We start from the raw sequence: 18,214 nt of genomic DNA on the forward strand, positions 1-18,214 counted from the left end.
ACAACTATTAAAGCTCTTTTAAGCCTAATCCTTTACTTAATATTTTAAAACAATCATCACACTCATGTGTTGCCGCTTCAAGCAAAGTTTGTGTTGGTGCATGAATCAATTTATTAGTCAATTTATGTGAAAACTCAAAAAATACATCATCAATATTGGCACCTTGTTTAATTGCTTTTAACGCTTTTAATTCTAATTCACGCTTAATAACTTGTGCATTCTGGCGATATTGCTTTACATATTCAACAGCATGTCTGGTTTTTAGCCAATCGATATACAACTCAGCTTGCTCATGAATAATATATTCAGCTTCATTGGCAGCAATAATCCGTTGTTCTAGATTGTTCTGAACGGTTTGTTGCAGATCATCAACAGTATAAAGATAAACATTTTCGAGTTGACTAATTTCTGACTCAATATCACGAGGAACGGCTAAATCGATAAATAACATTGGATTATTATTTCGTTCATGTAGTGTCCGTTCAACCATCCCTTTGCCAATAATAGGTAAAGGACTAGCAGTTGAACTAATGACAATATCAACCTCTTTGAGTCGATTAGCAATATCGGGTAAAGAGATGATCTCAGCATCAATAATAGATGCTAATTTTAGCGCTTTATCTCTTGTACGATTAGCAACAATAACATGTTTAAATCCATGATGCTTTAAGTAGCGAGAAATAAGTTCAATTGTCTCACCTGCTCCAACTAACATTACACTTAACTCAGACGCATCAGAGAAAAGATCACGCGCAACTAAGCACGCCGCATAAGCTACCGAAGCAGTATTTGCTCCAATATTAGTTTCTGTTCGAACAATTTTGGCTACATGAAAGATAGATTGAAAGAGTTTTTCGAGTTGAACTGACAAACAATTATTTTGCTGAGCAAAATTATAAGCTTGTTTTACTTGACCAAGAATTTGAGGCTCACCAATAATTAACGAATCAATACCACAAGCAACAGACATAAGATGTTCGACAGCTTTCTGGCCTTCATAGCAATATAGTGACTTATTAAAAACATCCAAATCAACGTGATGAAATTGTCCTAACCAATTTTCAACAGATTGCTTTACTCGAAAAAAATCTGCCTCATCCTCATAACTTAAGTAAATTTCTGTGCGATTACAAGTTGATAAAATGACGCACCCAGTAATTAAAGGATGCTGATATAGACTATATAATGCCTTATCAATAATCTCATTAGAAAAAGCAATTTTTTCTCTTAAAGCGACTGACGCACTTTTATGGTTTACACCCAATACTGTAATAGACATTGCATTGATTCTTTTATAATAGTTTATAAAGCGTCTAAATTTAAATATTATAGCTAAAAAAATAATAAAGGTTAATTACAGTTACTTTTTCTTATTCGCAAAATTATCAGCTATAATATGCCCTACTTTTGACTAAAACTACTTAAGAGTTATTTTATGACAAAAATTAAATTTGCGTTACTTTTTATATTGCCATTAATGATTACTGCATGTCAAACAACAAAATACCAATCTAATGCATCAATCGAGCAACAATGGCAAAGCCATAAACAGATACTTGAACAAATTAATTCTTTTAAGGTTAATGGTAGTATTGCTCATACTGGAACAAAAACGAAAAACTATGGTCGTTTCCTTATTATTCAACAATCACAAGATCATTATGAGGTTAAATTAACGACACCTGTAGGAACCAATATTTTAACACTAAAGTCTGAACCAAACTATGCCGAATTAGTGGATAAAAATGGTGGACATTATAATGATGTTAATATTGAAAGATTAATGAAAAAAGTTTCTAACATCAACATTCCTCTTAACTCTTTACATAATTGGTTAAAAGGATTTTCTGATGATAACCAAACCGATAAATTAGATAACTCAGGTAGGCTTGCATCAACATCTTTTATGCAAAATAACAATAAATGGACATTAAAGATTTTGAGCTATGCAACTTATACTTTCAAAAATAAAAAAGTTGATTTACCAGCCATCATTGAACTTTCACATGATGATGAACTTATTCGCTTAAAAATTAGCAACTGGACGTTAAACTAACGGAACAGAATATGAAACATTGGTTATCGCCAGCTAAATTAAATTTATTTTTATACATTACTGGACGTCGTCCAGACAATTATCACAATTTACAGACATTATTCCAGTTTATTGATGTTTGCGATAAACTGACATTTAATGTTCGCAATGATGGTAAAATAAGATTATTAACTCAATTTGAACAAGTCCCTGAAGATAAAAATCTAATCACTATTGCAGCTCAGCGGTTAAAATCCTATGCAAATAATAGTGAACTTGGTGTGGATATTGCTATAGAGAAAATGATCCCAATGGGAGGAGGACTTGGCGGTGCGTCTTCCAATGCTGCAACAGTTCTTGTTGCTTTAAACCAATTATGGAATTTAAATATTGAGCAACAAACTTTAATAACAATAGGCCGTTCAATTGGAGCCGATGTGCCTATTTTCATTTATGGTCACTCAGCATTTGCTGAAGGTATCGGCGATCAGTTTCAACAAGTTGATATTCCTCAATATTGGTATTTAGTTAGTTGTCCTAATATTGAAATTTCAACAGTTAAAGTATTTAACGATCCTAAATTACAGCGTGACACACCTAAACGAACTATTGAACAATTAATGTCAATTCCTTTTGATAAATTTACTAACGATTGTGAACCTATTGTGCGTGAACGTTATCCTCAAGTCGATCAGCTTATATCGTATTTGTCCCAATTTGCTCCAACAAGGCTAACTGGGACAGGAGCATGTGTTTTCACTCGTTGTGATTCTAAAGAACAAGCATTGTCGATACAAAATGAACTGAAATCCCTCTCAGTGAAAAGCTTTATAACTAAATCACTAAACTTATCACCACTGTATGCAGATTAATTAATTTTGCTTAACATGATTAACCATATAACTAATTTGTATGGTTAATCATCTAAAATCGACAAAGTCGCAACCTTAATGTATAGCATCATTTGGTATAACAAAAAGATGATGATCATAATACTCAACGCAATAAAGCCCTTCAAAACTTTTATAACCTTGATCAGCTAACGCGGATTTTAACCATTTTTCATCCTTACCTAGTTGCTCTAAAACATTATCAACGGGTTGTTCGTTTTCTAATACAATGACGGATATGTCCTTATCCCCTTTTTTAACTATTGATAATTGGCCATTAGGCTCCAAAATAGCTTTTTCAACACAATGAATGTTGAAAACATTCTTCATTCTGAGTAATACTGCAAAACTAGCCAAATCTAAATTAATCGAGGTGAAAGCATCTAATTTTAATTTTCCATGATCCATTAATATAATTGGATTACCAACAATAAAGGCTTTAGCATTTTGACTTCGTTTTTTTAAATAATTAGAGGTATACATGATTGCTGTCCACATCAACAAGACAACAATAAAATCATATATGGTCAATTTAGGATTATAGATAATTCCACCTGCAATCCCACCTAATATCATATTCCCTATAAAATCAATGCTCGACATTTGTGATAGTGATGTTTTACCTGTTATTTTTAAGAATAAAACGATACATATAAAAACAACCAATAACTTTAAAGCAATAATAATAAAATCCAGATAGTTAAGCATAGTACTCTCCAAATGTTAAAGACCTAAGCTAGTAAAACAATAAATATTAAAGTTAATACTGAAAACCTATAAAATTTTAGAAGAGATTTTAATAAATTAGAAAATTTGATTATATAAATCGTGAGTAATTGAGTGACGCTTTAATATTAGGTTGCCCTGCCATTGGTATTCCCAGCCACCTTGCTGCCATTGTGGAGGGGCAGAATTTTAAAATATTCAAAATAAATTTTTAATCCAAAAGACCCAATAATCCTCAAGAATTATTTAACTACTTAATCATATCTTAAATTGGTTCCTGATGATAAGAATTTAGGCTCTTCTGTTACACCTCTGTATTTTATTGCACAAACCACTTTACTTGCAGATCTATCGTATCCCAGTTATACCAGTTGACGAGTTGAAACAAAAATATAAAAGCTAACTTATAAGTTTCTTAATACTAAATATCTGTATAAATACTATATCCTTCCGGAATAAAATCAAAACCTTTTAATTTTGCATCTTCACATTGCTTTTTAAATTCTTTTGTTACGATAATATAGGATTTATGTTCTTCCATTCGGATTATAGAAAATTTTTCTAATGAGCCAGTTTTAATATATGCATTTTTAATTTCGTAATAATTATCTTCGTCGATTGTAAACACTGATCTTCTTTTATCTAAACACGGAAATACATTTAAAATATTAATAGAATAAAAATCCTCATTTTTTTGACCTTTCTCATCAATAATTACAGATTCAAAAAATTGAATTTCTCGATTATTTAGTAAATTTTCAAATTCTGTTTTAAACTTTTTACTCACCAAAGGTAATGGATCTGATGGTAGAATATCATAATTATTAATATAATTATCTAACCTATCCACATTATAAATTATCGGTGAAATAAAGTTTAATTCCCTACCATTTCTTAAATCTATCCAATTAATAGGATTCTTATCTTCACTATACCAAAAATAAGTATCTCTTTTATAAAATGCGTCTAATCTATAATACATAATATTTAATACTACCTTTCCTCAAACTTCGACGAGTATTGTTTCGTAATTTATCAATTTCACTAGCATAACGAGCTTGGCCACAAACTTTAACTCTCATTTCCATATTTATAACCATAATAAACCTTATTCTAACCATTATGAATACTTATCGTTGGATGTATATCCACTTCTTTGGGTTAATAAATTAAATTTTTAGGTGCATCTATATTAAAACCTGCTGCTTTCAGTGTTGGATGATTTGCCATAGAACGAGGGATAACATGATGATTCTGATATCGATTAATTTTAGGCATATTAGCACAGTTCCAATTTTCCAGCCCAAACGAATCAACCTATGTATTACTATCATGCACAAAAGCATAAAATTCGAGCTGTTTACTTCAAGATTTATAGGGTCTTGGCTAATGTATGAACCAGTTTCAGAATTATAATATCGGAACCAATTGTAATAAAGCCCGTCTAGTTCCTTATCTTCGTACTGCCCCAGTTGCCTGAACGGAATAAACGGCTTATTGTTAAATAAATTTTCCCGTATTCTGCCATAGATGTCAAATTCTACCTGCCAAACCAGCTTACCTTTATCATCATAGGCCTGAGCGGGTCTGCCCAAATAATCCGATACAATCGAGTAGGACTTGCCCTCACATAGCTTTGCAGTAGAAAGATAGCTTTACACATCCTAATTATTAAAATTGCGAATTAAAAACAGCTCGAAAGATTCTGAAAAAACAAAAAAACGCTAAACCGCCCAAATACAAATTGATAGTGTGTAAAAAGCTCGTACCCAAGAACAGTAATGAGGTTTAGTATAATTGTGAATAACTTTTTATTTTGGGCTGTTTCGACAGCCAAAAACGGACAAGAAACCAAATTTTGCTGAGCAATTTTTATAAATGCGTGGCTTTGCCACACCTTTTTTGCCCCCTTTTTCTTCCGCTTTTGGAGCGGAAAGAGATAAAAAAACCGCTTTGAAGAAAGCGGTTAAAGTCTTAAACTTCTTTTAGTTTGATATTGAAATTATGTTCTATTAGTACCTCTTTCATTTTATCTGTAATTGCATATAGATTTTTTTCTTCACTATCACGAGCTATATAAAAATCGGTATTGACGGAACTACTAAAAACAGGAATATCCATAATTTTTTCGCCCTCTGATAACTCATAATATTCTGATTTTTCTTTGTCTATTAGTTGTATGAAATTTAAAATCCTACCTACATAAAAATCATACGAAATATTATCACAGATAACTTTACAGGGAATAAACTCCATATCCTGCCTTAACTTGTCCTGCAATATTTCAACAAATTGTTGAGAAAAAATAGGAACAGGCGAAGAACATTTTAAATAATCAATCTTCTCTATATTATTAGTGTTATATCCTTGTTGAGCTGTAAAAACAAGTTTTTTATGTTCAAGGAACTTTCTATCATTAAGCCCCTCAATGAAATAATTATAATATTCCTCATAATCTTTTTCTTTGATGCTCGACAAATCAACAATAGCTAACTCATTTAAAATACTTGTTCTTAATTCATATAACATAATCTAATGACATTTTAATTTACCTGAATCTAACTCGGCTCTTGTCCGGTGTTGTAAATTGTGAATCTCCGTTTGTATTCTCGTTGGAATCCATTTTTCTTTTGTTGCAACCCTTTCAAGAGCATCAAGTCTTTTGCCCATTATATCATTATAATCTGCGTGTACGGAATTGAATCCTTTGTGTAAAGATTTGTTTGGATTAGGGTCTATTCCTTCGGCTACTGGGAAATACTTCATATTTGTAGCATTTTAATATCCAATCCCGATTTTTGGAATAGAGTATAATTCCGTAAACTGTACGGTATTATGTGATGTCTTTGATACCCTTGCTTTGTCGGCATCCAAGACGGAAATCTATCAATAGGAATAGTACTTAAACCGAAAGGGTCTATCAAAGTGTTTGTATCGTGTACATAGGCATAAAAATTCGGGTTATTTCCTTGCAGACCGATGGGGTCTTGGCTTATATAAGTTCCCGTATTACTGTCGTAATACCTAAACCGATTGTAATAAAGCCCGTCTAGTTCCTTATCTTCATACTGCCCCAGTTGCCTGAATGGAATAAACGACTTATTGTTAAAGATATCTTCCCGTGTTCTGCCATAGATGTCAAATTCTACCTGCCAAACCAGCTCACCTTTATCATCATAGGCCTGAGCCGGTCTGCCCAAATAATCCGATACAATTGAGTAGGACTTGTCCTAGCATAGCTGACAGACACCTATAAAAAATGGGTAACTGTCAGCTCGGGTTTGAGCTAATACATCTAAGATGTTACTTGCATAAAATAAAATTGAACTTCATCAAATTCATATTAAATTTAATGTTTATAACCAATCCCATGAACAGTTTTAATTAAAGTTGGTGTGGATGGATTAATTTCTATTTGTTTTCTCAATTTTGAAATATGTTGATCGAGCGTTCTGCTATTAGGTAAAAAATCATATCCCCAAACGTAATCAAAAAGCATATCTCGAGTAACAACCTGATTTTTAAATTGATATAAACACTCTAAAATCTTAATTTCTCTTAAGGTTAATTCGATAACCTGATCGTTTCTTTTTGCATACAATTCGGAAGAATACACATTTAAATCACCAAATTGAAAATAGTCTTCTTTAGAGCAATTTGAATATTTTGATTTTAAGTAACGTTTGGCAATTGCCTTGATTCTTGCCCTAAGTTCATGAATACCAAATGGCTTATTCATATAATCATCAGCACCGAGCTCTAATCCAATTACTCGGTCGATCTCTTCATCTTTAGCAGATAAAAATAGAATTGGCACATCCTCATTTAATTTACGAATTTCACAACAAACAGAATAACCGTCAAGTTCAGGCATCATAATATCTAAAATAATAAAATCGGGTTGATGTTGATTAAACATTTCAAGTGCAACTTTACCATCATTTGCTTTGATAATCGTATAACCTTCTTTTTCTAGAAGATCTGACATACCATTAAGAATATGCTTATCGTCTTCAGCAATTAAAATCTTCATTTTCTAACTCCATTAAAATAAGTGAAAACGCAATTCCTGGATTCTGATTCATAACTTTAATTTCACCATTGATCTGATTAGCTAACTGATTGGCAATCGTCAACCCTATTCCAGTACCTGAAACCCCTTCGGTTATGGATGAGCTAACCCGATAAAAAGGATCAAAAATCTGTTTTAATAAATGATTCGCAATGCCCTCACCATAATCTCGAACCGTAATTATCACCTGTTTTCCCGATTTAGTTAAAGATAAATCAACTTGCTTGCCCTTAGAAGCATATTTCTCAGCATTACTTAGAAAATTATTGAGAATTTGCATTACACTGTCTTCATCTGTATTAACAATACAATCACTTGCAATATTAGTGATATTAAGATGTAACGATTTTGCCTCTAAAATAGGACTAAAGGTATGATATATCTGGTTGATTAGCTCGGTTAAATTAACTGGTTTTATATTGATACTAAGTGGTTTATTAAAACTTAAAACATTTTGAACTAGCCTAGTTAATCGCTTACTTTCAGCACTGATTACATGCAAATAATCAGAAATGGGCGCAGGCTCATCTTCTAGATACTCTGATAACATTTCAGAATATAGTGTGATATTGGTTAGGGGGGTTTTAAATTCATGGGAAACTTGTCCAACAAAACTAACCTGCTGCTTTGCTAAGCGCAATGTTCGAGTATATTCTCGATAGCTATAGAAAATCAATCCAAGTATTACGGTAATGAAAAGACCAATAACAACAGAACCTAATAAATACAAATTAACAACATTTGGGGAGGAATAATAATAGGTTAAATGCCAATTTTGTAAAGGATAGTCAAGCGATATCAAAATTTCATTATCAGATATTTCACCATTGGTATAAATCTGCTTATCGCCATCGGATAATTTAAAATTATCATCAAAAGCTTGCTTATCTAATAAATTAATCATATCAAAAGAAAGCTTAATGTTAGAAAGCTCAAAACCAATAATATTATCCGATTGAATTGACCAGTAAATTAAGTGGTTATACATTTGATACCAACCAGAACTTGGTTGAAACTGTTCATTATGATCCTGTTGATTGAATAAAACAGAATTATCTAAAGCGATGGATTCTACTATCTTATGCCATTGCGAATCATACACATCACTTACAAATAAAATTTTATTTTTATTGATGATAAAAATATTTTTAATATCAGTTTCTGATCCTAATAAATCTTCCGCTTTATCGTTGTCGTCATTAATTTGAAGTGACAAACTACTCAAATAAGATAGACGCTGATTTAGCAACGATTCAATCGATAACTTGATATTATTTATACGGCTTTTGGCGAGTAAGATTTGGTTGCTTTCTCGTAATAACACTTCGTGTTCTACACTTCGCCAACCTAAATAGCTTATAAACGCTATTAACATCATTAAAGATAAAATCGTTGCTAATCTTTTCATAATTATTTCTTAATTACATTGCTTTTTGACTCAAACTGCTTTTCAGCTGAAATTTTGTTGAAAACGTCTTTATCAGCTTTAGCAGCATCAGCCATAATATTATTTTTTTCAATTTGGCCTCTTAATCTTTCTTTTGCCTCTTCTGAGGATACTGAATTTGAAATTGAGCTAAGTTTTTTACTATTTTCCATAAGAATATCTTCTGCTTCTTGGAACCTACCTAGATTGTGATACTCTAAGGCTTTTTCATTCTCAATGGTTACCTTCTGGATCTCTGATTCAGCTAAAACTTCTTGAATCATTGAATCCTTGACCAACTTTTTATCATCGGTATACGCTACGCTTACAAATTGAGTTTCGTGTTCAGCTTTATTTCTCAATAAATTGTCATATGATAAATCAATTTGAGCTAACGTTTTACTTTGGCCAACTTTTCCTTCCTCAGGGATGACTTCTAACAGTACATATTTTTCTTGATTTGAAAACAATTGATTCATTTTAATCGTGACTTGATTACCTTTGATTACACCATCTCGACCAAGTAAACGCACCGGTTTAACGCCATCTTTCAATTGGATAGTAATCACAACATTTTGAGCAACCGTGGACATCACGTCAGTAAACTCGTGAACAAACATTTTTTCAAGATCAAAAGTATTATTAACAAATACATGATTACCATCACTATAACTTGCGATAGATGACATTAATATTTCATTATAATCAGAACCGATCCCCATTGTGGTAATAGCAATATTCTTTTTAGCCGCAATAATAGCTAATTGAGAAAGTTCAGCTACTGAACTAGGACCTATATTGGCTTGACCATCAGATAACAAAATAATACGATTAACTTTATCTTTCGTAAGTTGGCTTTCAACTTGTTTTATTCCCTTACTCAATCCTGCAAATAAGGCTGTTCCTCCACCTGCAACTAAATTTTTATTGATTAGTTTAATAATTTGTTCTTTATTCTTTACTTTAGTTGCTGGAACAATAACTTTCGCATCATAATCATAAGTAACAATAGATAAGGTATCTTCTTCATTTAGCATATTAACCGCAAAAATAGCAGCTTCTCTCGCTTTTACTATGCGATCGCCTTGCATTGAACCTGATTTATCAATAACAAGCGCTAAATTGATCGGCACATGTTTATTAGAGTTCGCTTTTTCACCAGTTAATGAAACTTTTAAATAATTGGTTTCTTCACTTCCTGCCATAATAATAGGTGAAGACAATTCTGAACGGACGTTAATTTGTGAAACTTGTGAACTTGGTAGAATTGTCGTGGCATAGCTAAATAAACTAGACAAGACAAAACCTAACATGACAAATATTTTAATAAATTTCATAGTATTTTCCTTCCTATATAAAGTTTATTCAATTATTCATCAATCGCCAAATAAATTGTCTAAATAATGTATTTAATTGTAAAAAGTTGTAAAAAGTAAAACCATGATAAAAAACACCTATTAGTACTTAAACTAACCAATCTCTCTATTTTACGGTGCGTTAACTGTTTGTTTATTGCCAGTCTAAAGTGCAAAGGTATATAATAAAAAATTAGTCGCTCTTGAAGAGAATAGTTAGAGAACATTTAAAATGACTCAATCAAAACTTGAACTTATTAAAAATAGCATTATCACAATACCAAATTATCCTAAACAAGGTATCTTATTTCGTGATATCACCAGTCTACTTGAAAACCCTATTGCATTTAAAACATCTGTCGATCTTTTAATTGAGCATTATAAAGATAAAAAAATCGACAAAGTGGTTGGCACCGAAGCTAGAGGTTTTATCTTTGCAGCGCCACTTGCGTTAGCATTAGGCGTTGGTTTTGTACCGGTAAGAAAACCAAATAAACTACCGCGTAAGGTATTTAAAGAAGAGTATCAACTTGAATACGGTACAGATACCTTAGAAATGCATTGCGATGCGATCAAACCTAACGAACGAGTGTTAATTATTGACGATCTACTTGCAACTGGAGGCACAGTTGCAGCTACCGCAAAATTAATTCAAAAAGCAGGTGGTATTGCTCAAGATGCGGCATTTGTAATTAATTTACCTGATTTACACGGGAAAACAAAATTAACTGATATGGGAATTAACTGTTACACATTAGTCGATTTTGCCGGTGAATAACGCATATTTTTAGGGCGAAATGTCGCCCTATTCGTCTGCAACATCCTCATTTATTAATATCCTCATTTTTGCCATCAAATTCAGGCTTATCTTATCCGCTACTCTAATTTCATTTTAACTAGCCCAAACCACAACAAATATCGCCATACTCAATTTGCATAAAATATCAACTTAATGCTTGAAATAGTTATTATTATGAATTATTATTCAAAAATAATGAATATTTATAACAGGAATTAAACAGTGAAAAAATTTAATCATATTATTGCCAGAACCCCAGCTAAGTCACTTATCAACGGATTAACCTCTGCCAATTTAGGAAAACCAGACTATCAAAAAGCGCTTGATCAACATAACAACTACATTCGAGCATTACAGCAATGCGATGTCGATATCACAATATTACCTGCCGATGAACGATTTCCAGATTCTGTTTTTGTCGAAGATGCCGTGTTATGTACGCCCTGTTGCGCCATTATTACTCGCCCTGGCGCGGTAAGCCGTCGTGCAGAAACAGAAATCATCGTTGATACTATTGAACGATTTTATCCTAATAATGTTGAACACATTACCGCCCCTGGCACTATTGAAGCGGGCGATATTATGATGGTTGAGAATCACTATTACATTGGTTTATCCGCTCGTACCAATCAAGAAGGTGCCAATCAAATGATTGCTATCTTAGAAAAATACGGACTATCCGGTTCAGTGGTGACTTTAGAGAAAGTATTACATCTAAAAACCGGACTTGCTTATTTGGAACACAATAATTTATTAGCTGCGGGTGAATTTATCACTAAGCCAGAATTTCAACATCTCAATATTATTGAAATACCAGAAGAAGAGAGTTATGCCGCTAACTGTATCTGGGTTAATGAGCGAGTCATCATGCCGGCTGGTTATCCAATTACTAAAGCTAAAATTGAAGCGCTTGGCTATCAAGTCATCGAAGTTGATACCTCAGAATATCGCAAAATTGATGGCGGAGTTAGTTGTATGTCATTGCGATTTTAATTAAAACTTAACTGAACAATTAAAATAAGAAAACGATATGAATATGCCAGTAAGAAAAAAGCTTGGCATACTCCCACTTACATTAATGGTAGTGGGCAGTATTGTCGGTAGTGGTATTTTTAGCCTTCCTCAAAACATGGCCGAAGGGGCTGGAGCAGGTGCAATTTTAATTGCATGGGTAATAACCTTATTTGGCATGTTTATGCTTACGCGAATTTTTCAGTATCTTTCAATTCGTTTTTACAAAATCAATGAAGGATTATATGGCTATGTTCGTGAAGGATTTGGTGATTATATTGGTTTTAATGCCGCTTGGGGCTATTGGATATCGGCATGGATGTCATGTGGCAGCTATTTAGTTATCCTATTTAGCGCATTAGGTTCATTTGAGTGCTTCAATTATTTTGGTAATGGCACAACTATTCCCGCTGTGATTGCTGGACTTATATTCTTATGGATTATCCATTTTTTTGTCATAAAAGGCATCTATCAAGCATTCTTACTTAATTGTTTAGTCACATTAGCTAAAATTGTGCCTATTTGTTTATTTATTGTTTGTGTCGTTTTAGCGTTTAAAGTTGATACTTTCAATATGGACTTTTGGGGGACACCTCAATTAGGAACCATCCTCAGTCAAGTAAAACATACCATGCTTTATACCGTATGGGTTTATTTAGGGATTGAAAGTGCAACAGTTTATGCCGCTCGAGCTAAAAATATAATTAGTATAAGTCGAGCTACCTTTTTTGGCTTTGCTATTACCAGTCTATTATTAGTCTGTGTTTCGGTATTATCTTTAGGGATCGTACCACAACACGAACTAGCACAAATGAAAAATCCATCCATGGCCTTAGTGATTGAGCATGTTGTAGGTAGTTGGGGAGCTAAATGTATCAACATTGGTTTGATTGTATCGGTCAGTGGTGGATTATTGTCTTGGTTAATGTTAGCGGCTGAAATGTTGTTTCTAACAGGTCAAGGAAATCAACATACCGTACCTAGTTGCTTCGGTAAACTCAATAAAAATAGCACACCCGCTAATGCATTGTGGTTAACAACGAGTTTAATTAGTGTACTTATGATTTTGGCACATTTTTATCAATCGGGTTACAACACTTTAATTCAGCTATCAACTTCAATGGTACTCATCCCCTATCTACTATCAGCACTATTCGTGTTTAAACTATCTATAAGGCAACGAAAAAAACATCTATTATTCATCGGTACACTAGGTTCAATTTATGGATTCTGGTTAATCTATGCTGGTGGAGTGTCTTATTTATTACTATCCATGATCTTATATAGTGTTGGATTATTATTCTACCTTTATGCAAGAAAACAAAGGCATCTATCATCTTTCAGTTATATGCATGACAAAATTTATGCCATAACCATAGTTATACTAGCTATTATAGCGATAATATACTTCTACATTATTCCGCAATAACCAAAAAGGCATTATTTACGAAACAGATAAAAATCAGCCAATAATTCTCTAAATGGTTGAGAATACCTCCCATGGTCATCACGCATACACAATGATTGACTAAGGAAATTATCATTTTGATGAAATGAAAAGGCCATCAGTGCCAACGAAAAATCCTTATCAGCTGAATATTTTACTTGCATTTCACTGCATAAAAATAACCTATTTAACTCGCATAACTGTTTAAATTTATCTGCAACATGATAAGGTAAGACTAAACAAAATAATCCATTTGGTTTTAATAAACGAATTACCGCATCAATAAGTTGCTGATAGTTTAAACTCTCGGTATAACGAGCCAACTGACGTTCTGTATTTCGACATTCGACTGCTGATTGGAAATAAGGTGGATTAGTTATAATCAAATCATAACAAGCATTATCATCTATTCTAAATTGATTAACATTGATATTTAATGCTTGGATCGTTTGAAAATTAGCATTTAAGCTATTTTGCTGACATTGCATAATCGCTTGCGGATCAATGTCGATCGCATCAATTTGACATGAATGGTTTTCTAAACGCTGGGCAAGCATCAATGCAATAACGCCACACCCAGTACCAATATCTAAAACATTTTTTACATCAGGTTTAATTGGTGCCCATGCACCTAACAAGCAACTATCCGTTGTCACTTTCATGGGACTTTTATCATGAGCAACAAAAAAACGCTTAAAGGTAAATCCACCTTTTTTTAATGGTAGCTGATTATTTGGCATGACTAAACTTTCTAAATAATGGCTTATTGGACGCAATTGCATCAGCCCAACGAGTTGGCTCTGGCAAACGGTAACCGCGTAAACATTGTTTGACCCAATGTAATGCGCTGTCCTGACTGATTCTATGCCCTGCGGAAACAAATAACGGATTACAATTATTTTTACTTTGTAAAACCCAGCCTATCTGTTCTTGCTTATCAAACAGAGGCGTTACATTTCCCACTTTTTTCGATTGAGGCTCGAATTGTCCACATAATTTTCTTTTTGCTACACCAATCGTAGGTATATTGAGCAATAAACCTAAATGACTTGCAATTCCTAATCGTCTGGGATGAGCAACACCCTGCCCATCAACCAACAACAAATCAGGTTTGTGCTTAAGCTGTTGCCATGCTTTAAGCAATGCTGGATACTCCCGAAAAGACAAATATCCTGGAATATAAGGAAAATTTGTTTCCAATCGAGCAATATTATATTCAACCACTTCAAAATCAGGAAATGTCAATATCACAATCGCAGCACAAGTTATCATGCCACCTTGTTCAAAACCGACATCCGTCCCACCAATCAATTTTATTGCTGGGTTAAAATCATCCACCAAGCTAACCTGATTGGCTAATTGCTGTTGTGAAAGTTTTAATTGTGCTAAATTAATAGACATTTCAACTCTGCTGAGTATTATTAGTTACAATAAAATGATTTTACCAGAATAAGTATGCCTTATACATTAGCAAATCCAACCGAATTAACCGAAGAAATAAAAAAAAGTCGCTTTATTGTCAATGCGGCACCCATTATAAATGCGGAGCAGGCTACGCAATTTATTGATAGCATTAGTGATCCAAATGCAACTCACAACTGTTGGGCATGGAAAATAGGACAACAATATCGTTTCAATGATGATGGAGAACCTACCAGTACTGCTGGGCGCCCTATTCTATCGGCTATTGAAGGACAAGATTGCGATCAGGTCGTCGTTGTTGTGACTCGCTACTTTGGCGGAATTAAATTAGGCACAGGTGGATTAATTCGTGCTTATGGTGGTTCAGCAAGCCATTGCTTACAACAAGCTGAATTAATAGAACTTATTGCCAGAACAACCTTAGAATTTCACTGTTACTATAACGAGTGGCCTATCATAGAAAACCGACTGAAGGAACTCGATGCAATTATTGAACAACAAAATTTTGATGCAGAAGGTGTCACAGTCGGCATCGCTATCACACAAGACAATTTACTCACACTTAAAAAGAATATTAGTGATATTACTCGCGGAAGAGTGATTATTGAAGTATAAGAAATCTTTTGAGTATCTTCAATATCGATAAATTTTATCAATAAGCTTAATTAAACTGATGATGAAATAGATAAATGAATAATTCATAAAAGTATAAAGTAAAATACAGCTTCAATCAGAATAGAAAGTTTATTTAACATATTTAGTCGAGGCGGCGTAATAATATAAAGAATTAATGTAAATGATTTTAATCATTTAAATAAAACCTCAAAAACAACGCTCCTCAACTTTTTTTCTTTCCCCTCAAGGATAAATAATTGCTAGTGATAAATAGTTAATTATTAAACTCATATACACTACCGTCACCCCATGTGCCAATGTAATAACGGCTATTATGATAAGCTAATGCAACAGCTTGAGATAAGTTCGAAACTAATGTCGTCACTTTTTTGCTTTGTACATCAATTTTTCGCACCATACCTGCACCATTATCAACCACTGCCACTACATTTGGGGCAATTAGTACAATACCTACACCTGGGCGATTAAATTCGGCGCCGAGTTCCGTTTGAGTACCATTTGGACTGATCATAGTTAGACGTCCACTGTATTGAGAAACAACTAAACTATTATCCGCTAATTGAGTCACGCCAACTGGTGTAGTTAATCCACGAGCAACAATATTTTTTTGTTTTGTTTGAAGATCAAGAGAAACAATTTCACCTGTTGAACGATTAGTGATGAGTAATTGCCCCTGATTAGAAAAAGCGATTCCGGTAGGCGTATGATAACCATCAGAAATTTTTTCTGATTTACCATCACGATTAATTTTTAAAATATAATCATCGCCATAAGATGAAACATACATATTATCTTTTGCATCAAAAACTATTCCAGCTGGTGATGATATACCCGAATAAAAAGTCTCTTTTTTACCATTAGCATTTATTTTCAAAATTGAATTATTTGACCAATCTGTCACATACATCTCACCTTTACTATCAAATGCGATTCCTGTTGGAGCATTGAAGTCTGAGGAAATCTTTGTTAAACCTGCCATAGATGACCCTCCATAAAAACAGCAAAATATAAACATCGATATACGCAGTAAAAATTTTTTCATTATTAATTTCCTTATTTATAACACATTAATTTTTAATACTATTTTTAATTAATCGAATCGCAATTAACGCTAGGATTAAATTAACGATAGACAAAAAGACACAAAGTATTATGGCTCCATTCCAAGCTTTATTTTGATAAACAATACCGAGTAAATAAGTACCAATACTACCGCCAGCCAAACAAGCAAGAAGATATAAAGATGAAATAGCTCCTCTAGAACTAATTGGTACAATTTTATTTAGCATTGCAATCACTAGTGGTTGAATACCAAATACGAATAGAAATAAACAAAAAATGCCTAATCCAATAACATATAATGATGAGCTAAATCCTATAGTGGCAATCGATACACATACCGCTAACAGACAGATGATGAATAAGTATTTTTCATTGATGACTTGAGTTAACTTACCAGTGATCATGCTACCGACTACCGCACTTAGACCTGCAAAATTCAACCAACCTAAAACGGTTGAAGATAAGTAAAAAGGTGCGCCTTTCAAATAAAAAGTGAGTAAAGAAGATATTCCAAGATAAACAAAAAATAGTAAAAAACCGATTACTAAAAAAATAACGACAGTTTTATCTAGAAATAATTTAAGTGCAGAGAAATACGTACCTATCAAACTGGTTGTTGGAGATTGATTTGTTGTTTGCTTTATACCAAAAGGAACAAAAAGACATGCTACAATGATGAATCCCGCATAAATGATAAAAGCAATCTGCCAAGACCAAAAATCAGTTAGCATCGCAATCACACTACGACTAAAAATGATCCCAACAATGGAAGCTGAAATCATAATTCCCATTGCTTGAGATAACTTATGATTTGGCGTGTTTTTAGCGGTATAAGCAAACAAAGCAGCAGGAACAGCAGCTGCAAAAAAGCCTATTAATGACATAACAACCAGATATATATCAAAACAATCAACGATCACCGATAAAATAAGACAGCAAATAGTACCAATACTGCCGATCAGAACTAATAACTTTGTTGAAACGTTATCCGAGAGTGGACCATAAATAAAAAAAGATATGGCATAAAAAAAACAAGATAAACTAAACACATTTCTTGCTTCTAAAATATCAATATGATAACTTTTTGATATTTCTTGAAAGATAAGTTGACTTATATAAACTGAGCCAACTAATAGCACAATTAAAATTGCTGATAAAATTAGACTGGATTTTTTCTGTATTGTTTCTTCTTTTAACATAGATTTCATAATAAAGATTGATTAGTTTTCAAGAAGACTATCTGACAAATAATTAATTTAAAAATACATATTTTGTTATACGAAAATCGTATAGCCAAAAATGATGATTAGCAAAAGATGTAAAACTCATTCAT

General features: G+C 33.0%; 19 protein-coding genes and 1 pseudogene. 6 read left to right on the plus strand and 14 right to left on the minus strand.

The annotated features are described in order from the left end of the window. Window positions 1–7: 7 nt before the first annotated feature. Window positions 8–1,279: a glutamyl-tRNA reductase gene (gene hemA / locus J3U00_RS06720; protein ID WP_267331960.1), complete on the minus strand. Its 1,272-nt coding sequence runs from the start codon at window positions 1,277–1,279 to the stop codon at window positions 8–10. Window positions 1,280–1,435: 156 nt separating this feature from the next. Here hemA and lolB point away from each other — a divergent pair, with 156 nt between their 5' ends. Together lolB and ispE are read left to right on the plus strand one after the other, a co-directional pair. After that, complete coding sequence (gene lolB, locus J3U00_RS06725; RefSeq protein ID WP_267331961.1) at window positions 1,436–2,056, plus strand: lipoprotein insertase outer membrane protein LolB; 621 nt, start codon at window positions 1,436–1,438, stop codon at window positions 2,054–2,056. Window positions 2,057–2,067: 11 nt separating this feature from the next. After that, window positions 2,068–2,907 carry a 4-(cytidine 5'-diphospho)-2-C-methyl-D-erythritol kinase gene (gene ispE, locus J3U00_RS06730; RefSeq protein ID WP_267331962.1) on the plus strand — a complete coding sequence of 280 codons (840 nt, stop codon included), beginning with the start codon at window positions 2,068–2,070 and terminating at the stop codon, window positions 2,905–2,907. 75 nt (window positions 2,908–2,982) lie between these two features. On the opposite strand, the gene J3U00_RS06735 is transcribed toward ispE, so the two are convergent. The 9 genes and pseudogenes from J3U00_RS06735 to J3U00_RS06765 all read right to left on the minus strand — a co-directional run bounded on the left by J3U00_RS06735 (window position 2,983) and on the right by J3U00_RS06765 (window position 10,486). Continuing rightward, window positions 2,983–3,633 (minus strand): DUF421 domain-containing protein, encoded by a 651-nt coding sequence (locus J3U00_RS06735; RefSeq protein ID WP_081299555.1) that lies wholly within the window; start codon window positions 3,631–3,633, stop codon window positions 2,983–2,985. Between the two features lie 439 nt (window positions 3,634–4,072). After that, the gene (locus J3U00_RS06740; RefSeq protein WP_267331963.1) at window positions 4,073–4,633 is read right to left on the minus strand and encodes an imm11 family protein; all 561 of its coding nucleotides are present in this window, start codon (window positions 4,631–4,633) and stop codon (window positions 4,073–4,075) included. A gap of 179 nt (window positions 4,634–4,812) precedes the next feature. Next, window positions 4,813–4,953: an AHH domain-containing protein gene (locus tag J3U00_RS06745; protein WP_267332038.1), complete on the minus strand. Its 141-nt coding sequence runs from the start codon at window positions 4,951–4,953 to the stop codon at window positions 4,813–4,815. Between the two features lie 116 nt (window positions 4,954–5,069). Continuing rightward, window positions 5,070–5,246, minus strand: a pseudogene (locus tag J3U00_RS11665) (RHS family protein); the annotation flags it as partial. 379 nt (window positions 5,247–5,625) lie between these two features. After that, entirely contained in the window at window positions 5,626–6,180 is a 555-nt protein-coding gene (locus J3U00_RS06750; protein WP_267331964.1) for a hypothetical protein, read from the minus strand. 233 nt (window positions 6,181–6,413) lie between these two features. Continuing rightward, the gene (locus tag J3U00_RS11670) at window positions 6,414–6,851 is read right to left on the minus strand and encodes an RHS repeat domain-containing protein (RefSeq protein WP_416379892.1); all 438 of its coding nucleotides are present in this window, start codon (window positions 6,849–6,851) and stop codon (window positions 6,414–6,416) included. A 149-nt stretch (window positions 6,852–7,000) separates the two neighbouring features. Then, window positions 7,001–7,684: a response regulator transcription factor gene (locus J3U00_RS06755; RefSeq protein ID WP_267331965.1), complete on the minus strand. Its 684-nt coding sequence runs from the start codon at window positions 7,682–7,684 to the stop codon at window positions 7,001–7,003. Then, the gene (locus J3U00_RS06760; protein WP_267331966.1) at window positions 7,665–9,131 is read right to left on the minus strand and encodes a sensor histidine kinase; all 1,467 of its coding nucleotides are present in this window, start codon (window positions 9,129–9,131) and stop codon (window positions 7,665–7,667) included. The genes J3U00_RS06755 and J3U00_RS06760 overlap by 20 nt, the downstream gene beginning before the upstream one ends. 2 nt (window positions 9,132–9,133) lie before the next feature. Next, window positions 9,134–10,486 (minus strand): vWA domain-containing protein, encoded by a 1,353-nt coding sequence (locus J3U00_RS06765; RefSeq protein WP_267331967.1) that lies wholly within the window; start codon window positions 10,484–10,486, stop codon window positions 9,134–9,136. A 250-nt stretch (window positions 10,487–10,736) separates the two neighbouring features. Here J3U00_RS06765 and apt point away from each other — a divergent pair, with 250 nt between their 5' ends. The 3 genes from apt to J3U00_RS06780 all read left to right on the plus strand — a co-directional run bounded on the left by apt (window position 10,737) and on the right by J3U00_RS06780 (window position 13,743). Next, entirely contained in the window at window positions 10,737–11,282 is a 546-nt protein-coding gene (apt, locus tag J3U00_RS06770; RefSeq protein ID WP_267331968.1) for an adenine phosphoribosyltransferase, read from the plus strand. Between the two features lie 243 nt (window positions 11,283–11,525). Beyond that, window positions 11,526–12,296, plus strand: coding sequence for a dimethylargininase (gene ddaH / locus J3U00_RS06775; RefSeq protein WP_220226083.1), 771 nt, complete (start codon window positions 11,526–11,528; stop codon window positions 12,294–12,296). A 37-nt stretch (window positions 12,297–12,333) separates the two neighbouring features. Further along, window positions 12,334–13,743: a basic amino acid/polyamine antiporter gene (locus tag J3U00_RS06780; RefSeq protein ID WP_267331969.1), complete on the plus strand. Its 1,410-nt coding sequence runs from the start codon at window positions 12,334–12,336 to the stop codon at window positions 13,741–13,743. An 11-nt stretch (window positions 13,744–13,754) separates the two neighbouring features. On the opposite strand, the gene J3U00_RS06785 is transcribed toward J3U00_RS06780, so the two are convergent. Further along, the gene (locus tag J3U00_RS06785) at window positions 13,755–14,501 is read right to left on the minus strand and encodes a tRNA1(Val) (adenine(37)-N6)-methyltransferase (protein ID WP_267331970.1); all 747 of its coding nucleotides are present in this window, start codon (window positions 14,499–14,501) and stop codon (window positions 13,755–13,757) included. Continuing rightward, entirely contained in the window at window positions 14,491–15,156 is a 666-nt protein-coding gene (gene nfi / locus J3U00_RS06790; protein ID WP_416379895.1) for a deoxyribonuclease V, read from the minus strand. Before nfi ends, J3U00_RS06785 begins: the two co-directional genes overlap by 11 nt. Window positions 15,157–15,216: 60 nt before the next feature. Here nfi and J3U00_RS06795 point away from each other — a divergent pair, with 60 nt between their 5' ends. Next, window positions 15,217–15,798 carry an IMPACT family protein gene (locus tag J3U00_RS06795; RefSeq protein ID WP_065563442.1) on the plus strand — a complete coding sequence of 194 codons (582 nt, stop codon included), beginning with the start codon at window positions 15,217–15,219 and terminating at the stop codon, window positions 15,796–15,798. Between the two features lie 274 nt (window positions 15,799–16,072). On the opposite strand, the gene J3U00_RS06800 is transcribed toward J3U00_RS06795, so the two are convergent. Continuing rightward, window positions 16,073–16,798: a serine/threonine protein kinase gene (locus J3U00_RS06800; RefSeq protein WP_267331972.1), complete on the minus strand. Its 726-nt coding sequence runs from the start codon at window positions 16,796–16,798 to the stop codon at window positions 16,073–16,075. Window positions 16,799–16,886: 88 nt separating this feature from the next. Further along, window positions 16,887–18,080: an MFS transporter gene (locus tag J3U00_RS06805; RefSeq protein ID WP_267331973.1), complete on the minus strand. Its 1,194-nt coding sequence runs from the start codon at window positions 18,078–18,080 to the stop codon at window positions 16,887–16,889. Window positions 18,081–18,214: the final 134 nt, after the last annotated feature.

The sequence above is a fragment of the Gilliamella sp. B3127 genome (assembly GCF_026536935.1).
Classification (GTDB): domain Bacteria; phylum Pseudomonadota; class Gammaproteobacteria; order Enterobacterales; family Orbaceae; genus Gilliamella; species Gilliamella apicola_E.

Coding starts and splice junctions, on each gene's coding strand:
- J3U00_RS06735 (WP_081299555.1), bottom strand. CDS start 3,633: ATGCTTAACTATCTGGATTTTATTATTATTGCTTTAAAGTTATTGGTT.
- J3U00_RS06760 (WP_267331966.1), bottom strand. CDS start 9,131: ATGAAAAGATTAGCAACGATTTTATCTTTAATGATGTTAATAGCGTTT.
- apt (WP_267331968.1), top strand. CDS start 10,737: ATGACTCAATCAAAACTTGAACTTATTAAAAATAGCATTATCACAATA.
- J3U00_RS06785 (WP_267331970.1), bottom strand. CDS start 14,501: ATGCCAAATAATCAGCTACCATTAAAAAAAGGTGGATTTACCTTTAAG.
- J3U00_RS06750 (WP_267331964.1), bottom strand. CDS start 6,180: ATGTTATATGAATTAAGAACAAGTATTTTAAATGAGTTAGCTATTGTT.
- J3U00_RS06765 (WP_267331967.1), bottom strand. CDS start 10,486: ATGAAATTTATTAAAATATTTGTCATGTTAGGTTTTGTCTTGTCTAGT.
- J3U00_RS06795 (WP_065563442.1), top strand. CDS start 15,217: ATGCCTTATACATTAGCAAATCCAACCGAATTAACCGAAGAAATAAAA.
- hemA (WP_267331960.1), bottom strand. CDS start 1,279: ATGTCTATTACAGTATTGGGTGTAAACCATAAAAGTGCGTCAGTCGCT.
- J3U00_RS06800 (WP_267331972.1), bottom strand. CDS start 16,798: ATGGCAGGTTTAACAAAGATTTCCTCAGACTTCAATGCTCCAACAGGA.
- J3U00_RS06740 (WP_267331963.1), bottom strand. CDS start 4,633: ATGTATTATAGATTAGACGCATTTTATAAAAGAGATACTTATTTTTGG.
- J3U00_RS06780 (WP_267331969.1), top strand. CDS start 12,334: ATGAATATGCCAGTAAGAAAAAAGCTTGGCATACTCCCACTTACATTA.
- J3U00_RS06755 (WP_267331965.1), bottom strand. CDS start 7,684: ATGAAGATTTTAATTGCTGAAGACGATAAGCATATTCTTAATGGTATG.
- J3U00_RS06805 (WP_267331973.1), bottom strand. CDS start 18,080: ATGTTAAAAGAAGAAACAATACAGAAAAAATCCAGTCTAATTTTATCA.
- lolB (WP_267331961.1), top strand. CDS start 1,436: ATGACAAAAATTAAATTTGCGTTACTTTTTATATTGCCATTAATGATT.
- ispE (WP_267331962.1), top strand. CDS start 2,068: ATGAAACATTGGTTATCGCCAGCTAAATTAAATTTATTTTTATACATT.